The organism is Candidatus Caldatribacterium sp. (assembly GCA_014359405.1).
In the GTDB taxonomy this organism is placed as follows: domain Bacteria; phylum Atribacterota; class Atribacteria; order Atribacterales; family Caldatribacteriaceae; genus Caldatribacterium; species Caldatribacterium oleiphilum.
On the sequence record JACIZN010000008.1, the window covers coordinates 17,692 to 23,826 of the forward strand.

Annotated in this window: 6 protein-coding genes and 2 pseudogenes (2 of these 8 cut by a window edge); all 8 read right to left on the reverse strand. The window is 53.3% G+C overall.

Translation table 11 applies throughout. The features are described from left to right. Positions 1-786, reverse strand: a pseudogene (locus H5U36_01310) (LCP family protein) (it extends 154 nt beyond the left edge of the window). Then, on the reverse strand, positions 783-1,367 hold the full coding sequence (gene yqeK / locus H5U36_01315) for a bis(5'-nucleosyl)-tetraphosphatase (symmetrical) YqeK (protein MBC7216822.1): 585 nt from the start codon (positions 1,365-1,367) through the stop codon (positions 783-785). The pseudogene H5U36_01310 and the gene yqeK overlap by 4 nt, the downstream one beginning before the upstream one ends. Continuing rightward, positions 1,348-1,917, reverse strand: coding sequence for a nicotinate-nucleotide adenylyltransferase (locus H5U36_01320; GenBank protein MBC7216823.1), 570 nt, complete (start codon positions 1,915-1,917; stop codon positions 1,348-1,350). Before H5U36_01320 ends, yqeK begins: the two co-directional genes overlap by 20 nt. A gap of 35 nt (positions 1,918-1,952) precedes the next feature. Then, the gene (locus H5U36_01325; GenBank protein MBC7216824.1) at positions 1,953-3,191 is read right to left on the reverse strand and encodes a glutamate-5-semialdehyde dehydrogenase; all 1,239 of its coding nucleotides are present in this window, start codon (positions 3,189-3,191) and stop codon (positions 1,953-1,955) included. A gap of 8 nt (positions 3,192-3,199) precedes the next feature. Then, positions 3,200-4,336, reverse strand: a complete 1,137-nt coding sequence (proB, locus tag H5U36_01330; GenBank protein MBC7216825.1) for a glutamate 5-kinase — start codon at positions 4,334-4,336, stop codon at positions 3,200-3,202. Beyond that, the gene (gene obgE / locus H5U36_01335; protein MBC7216826.1) at positions 4,315-5,592 is read right to left on the reverse strand and encodes a GTPase ObgE; all 1,278 of its coding nucleotides are present in this window, start codon (positions 5,590-5,592) and stop codon (positions 4,315-4,317) included. The genes proB and obgE overlap by 22 nt, the downstream gene beginning before the upstream one ends. 2 nt (positions 5,593-5,594) lie before the next feature. Then, positions 5,595-5,855: a 50S ribosomal protein L27 gene (gene rpmA, locus H5U36_01340; protein ID MBC7216827.1), complete on the reverse strand. Its 261-nt coding sequence runs from the start codon at positions 5,853-5,855 to the stop codon at positions 5,595-5,597. Positions 5,856-5,858: 3 nt separating this feature from the next. After that, a pseudogene (gene rplU, locus H5U36_01345) lies at positions 5,859-6,135 on the reverse strand (50S ribosomal protein L21) (it continues 53 nt past the right edge of the window).

Sequence of the window (6,135 nt, forward strand, 5' to 3'; positions counted from 1 at the left end):
AGGCAGAATATCCATGGTTACTCGCTTTTCCATTTCCTCAAGCCCCTTGAACCACAGGGCAAACTGGAGGATCGTCTCAAGGGGGATATTGGTATGTAAGGCGGCTTTCAGGCTCTCAAGGAGCGAGGGAAGGTTGGCAAGAACAGCAGGGTCCTGAATCTTGGCAAGAAGTGCTTGCAGGAAGACCTGCTGTCGCTTGATCCTCCCGATGTCTCCGAGAGGGTCGTGACGGAAGCGAACGTACTGCAGGGCCCTTTTCCCATCAAGGACTTGTTTTCCCGGCTTGAGGTTGATGAAAAGACCCTGCGCTCTGTCCACATAGTACATTGGCTTCTCAACCTCGATCTCCACCCCTCCAAGAGCATCAACAACTCGTTCAAAAGCTTCGTAGTTGACTTCCACAAAGTAAGGAATCTCTACGCCTAAGTTCTCTTCAAGGGTCTTCCTCAAAAGTTCTATGCCCCCTCGCGCGTAAGCGTGATTTGCCTTATCGTAACCAACTCCAGGGATGAGCACCCGCGAATCCCGGGGGACAGAAAGGAGGAATACCTCTCCACGCTCAGTATTCACAAAGACGAGAATAATGGTATCACTTCGAAGGGGCTTAATGCTGTCCTGCCCCACAACAAGGATGCAGGTATTTTCGGGAGCCACGTACCCCATAACCTTCTTGACCACGGTCCACCGGAAGGGAGTTTCAAAACCAAGAAGGAGAAGGATAAAGAGAAGAGCAAAACCGATGAGGAAACCAAGGATGAGGTAGAAAACTTTCCAGCTCCTCTTCATCGAAAACTCCTTTCTCCGTGCAAGAGGCAAACTTCCCGATTCCACGATTTAAGGCTTTCCGGATAAATGACTCCGTACGTTGTAAGGAGGTAAATCATTTTCGTCCTAAGCGCCAGGAGATACCCTTTTCGAAGATCCTCATAGGCAACCCTGCGGATTTCACAAGCTTCAGGAAACTCCCGACCGGGCTCGGCAATATCCGCCACAAAGACCACCTTGTCAAGTGGGGACATCCACTCACAGCCGGTGGCATGCCAGCGAACCGCCCGAAGAACCCGGAAATCCCGAAGACAGAGCTCTCTCTCAAGGAGAGCTGGAGCTGCAAGAGCGTGGAGAATTTCGGGAACCATGCAACCCTCGTCCTTGAGGTACGGAGGAAGGAGCTCCTCGAGAACCCTTCTTGGGAGATCCCGGGCACAATCGTGCAAGAGACCCGCAAGGTATGCACGACGCACGTCCTCACCATGAACTCGGGCGAGTTTCCCTGCTTCTTCAGCCACCCGTAGTGAATGGGCCACCCGAGGGGGCGAGAGAAACCTCTCCAAGAACTCCTCGGCTCTTCTAATCTCGGTACAGTCCATGTTTGTAAATGTAATTTTCCACCGCCTCCGGGAGAAGGTACTTAATTGACTCCCCTCGTTTAACCCTCCGGCGTATCTCGGAAGAAGAAATGGCCAAAGCCGAGACCTCTATAATCTTGACCCGGTCCTTGAAAGGTCCCTCGAGTTGCTGGAGACGGTATCCAGGGCGGGAAGCAGCAACAAATGTGCAGAGACGGAGGAGTTCTTCCGGATTGTTCCAGGTTGAAATCTGGGCAAAAGCATCGGCTCCCGTAATGAAGTAAATCTCCGTATCCTCACCCCACAGGGACTTGAAGTATCGCACCGTGTCAATAGAATACGAGGGACCCGGACGTTCAATCTCCACCCGGGAAACGCTGAAATAGGGATTGGTTACGGTTGCAAGAACCACCATCAGGTACCGATGTTCCGGATCCGTTATTTTCTGGCCGATCTTGTGAGGTGGCCGTCCCGAAGGGACAAAGACCACCTCCTCAAGGCCAAAGTAGTCCCGCACCTCCTCGGCAGTCACAAGGTGCCCATAATGGATGGGATCAAACGTCCCTCCCATAATGCCCTTTTTGGGCAACGCCCTTCATCCCCCTCTTACTCTCGGATCTGTCCCGAACCGTATACGACAAATTTCCAGGTTGTGAGCTCTCTCAGGCCCATAGGTCCTCGAGCATGGAGCTTCTGGGTACTGATGCCGATTTCTGCTCCCATGCCAAATTCCCCTCCATCGGTGAACCGGGTAGAAGCATTGACAAAAACCGCTGCAGAGTCGACCTTGCTGAGAAACTCCATGGCCCGGGAGTAATCAGAGGTCACAATAGCGTCGGAATGATGGGAACCGTAAGTATTGATATGGCGGATAGCCTCATCGAGGCTATCTACCACGCGAACAGCAATGATGAGGTCAAGGTACTCCGTATACCAGTCCTCTTCAGAAGCAGGAACAACTCCCGGCACCAGTTGCCTCGTCCTTTCGCATCCCCGCACCTCAACACCCTCAGCCTGCAAGGCAGAAACGATGCGGGGCAGGAATGCTGGAGCAACACGTCCATGAACAAGGAGCGTTTCACAGGCGTTGCAAACGCTGGGACGCTGCGTTTTGGCATTCACAACGATTCTCTCGGCCATATCGAGATCCGCCGTCTCATCGACGTACACATGGCAGTTTCCAACCCCGGTTTCGATAACCGGAACACGGGCATTCTCGACAACCGTACGTATGAGTTCGGCTCCTCCTCGAGGAATGGCCACATCTATGTATTCCCGAAGGGACAGGAGGAACTTCACATCCTCGTGGCTTTCGCTCTCCACAAGACCCACACAGCCCTCGGGCAGAGAACACTCCCGGAGAACATCGTGGACCACACGGACCAGGGCTCGATTGGAGGATAGAGCAGAACTACTCCCCCGAAGGATTACGGCGTTTCCCGACTTGACACACAACCCTACGCTGTCTATGGTGACATTAGGCCTTGCCTCGTAGATGATGGCCACAACACCCAAGGGAACGCGAACTCGAGTGACGAGAAGACCATTTGGCCTTCTTGTCCCGTCAATGACCTCTCCCACCGGATCAGGCAAAGCGGCAATATCCCGAAGGCCTCGGGCCATGTCTTTAATGCGCTTCTCATTGAGGGCCAAGCGATCAAGGAGCGATTGTTTCATCGAAGAGGCCTTAGCCCTCTCGAGGTCCAGGGCATTGGCTTCGAGAATACGGCCTTTCTCTTCCATCAGTTTCTCCGCAAGTCTCAAGAGAAAGGCGTCTTTCTCCTTCGAGGAGAGACTGGCCAGAACCGGTGAAGCCTCCTTTGCTTTTCGGGCAATTTCGAGAATGCTTTCCCTCACCTTTCCATCCCCCCAAAGAGCACAAAATCATCAGCGTGAATGACCTCTTCATCAAAGTCTCGATGCCCTAAAACCCTTTCAATCTCCCCACTCCGCAAGCCCCGTATCCTCTCGAGTTCCTCCGAAGAGTAGTTGACAATCCCTCTCCCGATGAGCATGTCCTCTCCATCTGTAACCTCCACACAGTCTCCTACGTCAAAGTGGCCTGAAAGGCCGGTGACCCCTGCAGGAAGAAGACTCTTGCCCTCAAGGAGCGCCCTTTTGGCCCCCTCATCAACTTTCACTCTACCTCGCGGTATCATGCCAAAGGCAATCCATCTCTTCTTTCCGCGCAGAGACCGTTCGGCAGGATAAAAGAACGTCCCAAGATCCTCACCGGCAAAAAGACGAGGTACAATCCCAAAATCCTTCCCCGAGGCAATAATCACTCCAATTCCCGAAAGAGTGGCAATTTTTGCCGCCAAGATTTTGCTCCGCATCCCTCCGGTGGCAAGGGCACTCCCTTTGTCTCCTGCCACACGCTCTATGTTCTCGTCGATGACCCGGACTTCGGGAATGAGTTTCGCATGAGGTGAGCGACGAGGGTCGCTACTGTACAACCCAGCTATGTCGGAAAGAATAACAAGGAGATCAGCACTAATGATGGAGGCGACAAGAGCTGAAAGTCGATCATTGTCACCGAACTTTATCTCCTCCACAGCTACGGTATCGTTTTCATTGACGATGGGAAGCACCCCAAGGCGCAAGAGTGCCTCAAACGTGTTTCGAGCATTCAGGTACTTTGAGCGATTGTGCACATCCTCAGGAGCAAGGAGAATCTGGGCCACTTTGATTCCGAATTCAGCAAAGACAGAACAGTAATGCTGCATGAGTATCCCCTGGCCAATTGCTGCCATAGCCTGCTTGAAAGGGATGTCAGTTCGCCTCTTAGTAACGCCAAGGGCACTCATGCCGCAGGCAACGGCTCCTGAGGAAACGAGAACCACCTCTCGCCCTTCTTTTCGCAAAATCGCAAGATTCTCGGCCAGAGACCTTAACCGCTCAAGGGAGAGAGAAGAACCATCAACAAGGAGTGACGTTCCCACTTTAATGACTACACGACGAGCATTCCTTACGAGCGTTCCTCTGTCCATCCTGAGAACACGAGATCCCTTCCTGTCCAGGTTAATCGGTACGGTCCAATCTCTACAGTACTCTGGGGCGGTAAAACCTGAAGGTATCGCAGGAATCCCGCCTCCGCAAGCTCCCGGTTGAAAGCCTCTCCGTCCTTCTCGGGAGGGTGCTCTTTAAGGAGTCGCTCAAGGAATTGAGAGGCAAAGCGGTATACTCGCGGGGAACCAAAGGACCTCCTCACCTCAGGCTCCCGAGAGGAAGAAACAGGGCTTTCCGTTTCCTCACAGGCTCGGAGTTTCTCCACCACCTTATCCAGGAGATCCACAAGACCAAAACGGGTCACCGCCGAAATTCCCACTCCCTCGATTCCTTCCCGGGATAACTTCTGGGCAAAAAGCTGCCAATTCCTCTGAGCCTCAGGAAGGTCAAGCTTTGTTCCCACAACGATGAAGGGCTTGGCAAGAATACGGGGGCTGTACTGAGCAAATTCTTGACGAAGAGTGGAGAGGTCCTTCCAGGGGTCTCCAGAGTAAGGAAAAGCCATATCGATAAGGCAGAGAAGAATCCTCACCCGCTCTATATGGCGTAAGAACTCAAGACCCAGTCCTGCTCCCTGGCTTGCCCCTTCGATGATGCCGGGGATATCCACCATGACGAACCGCTCATCCCTGTGGTGTACTACCCCCAAGGTAGGGTGTAGAGTCGAAAAGGGATACGGAGCAATACGGGGCCTGGCATCACTCACTACAGAGAGAAGAGTGGATTTTCCCGCGTTTGGGAGACCTGCCAACCCTACATCAGCAATAAGCTTGAGCTCAAGGCGAATCCTTCGGGATTCCCCTTCCTCCCCTCGCAGGGCAACACGAGGCGCGCGGTTTGTAGCCGTCGCAAACGATGCATTCCCCTTTCCTCCCCGCCCACCCTGGGCAACGAGAACCTCCATTCCATCTACCACAAGATCGGCAAGGAGCTCCCCTGTTTCTGCGTCGAACACCTGGGTCCCTACCGGAACCTCGATGACAATGTCCTTACCCTTTGCTCCGTGCTGCTTTTTCCCCTTACCTGGTTCTCCTGGGGAAGCCTGGTATACTGGCTGCAGGGTCACATCGTAAAGGGTTTTCTTCCGCGAGGTGGCCCTCAAGAAAACACTCCCCCCGTCCCCTCCATCACCCCCATCAGGGCCTCCCTTTGGGACGTACTTCTCCCGACGAAAATGGATTGCCCCGTCTCCTCCGCGGCCTCCTCGAACCTCGATGAAGGCCTGATCAACGAACACAGTCATACAGGAACTTGAGGGAGAACTGAAACCCGCTTTCGGTCTCCTTTCGTTTCGAAAACGACGTATCCATCTTTAAGAGCAAAGAGGGTGTAATCGCGACCAACTCCCACGTTCATTCCCGGTTTAATTCGAGTTCCTCGTTGCCGAACAAGAATGCTCCCTGCTCGGACAAACTGACCTCCGTATGCCTTGACTCCAAGATACTTTGGATTGCTATCTCTTCCATTCCTTGCGCTCCCACCACTTTTCTTGTGAGCCATAGTTCACACCCCCGCTACCTCGATTTTCTCGATTCGCACCACAGTCATTGGCTGACGATGTCCCTTCTTCCGGCGATAGTTCACCTTTGGCTTGTACTTGAAAACGATAATTTTCCGAGCCCTTCCTACGCTGAGCGCACGACCTTTAACCCGGGCACCATCAAGGTATGGTTTCCCAACGAGGACCTCTCCGTTGCTCTGTGCAAGGAGTACTCGGTCAAAGACCACCTCTTCATTCACTGGAGCAAGAACACAGTCAAGTCTGAGGAGCGACCCCTCG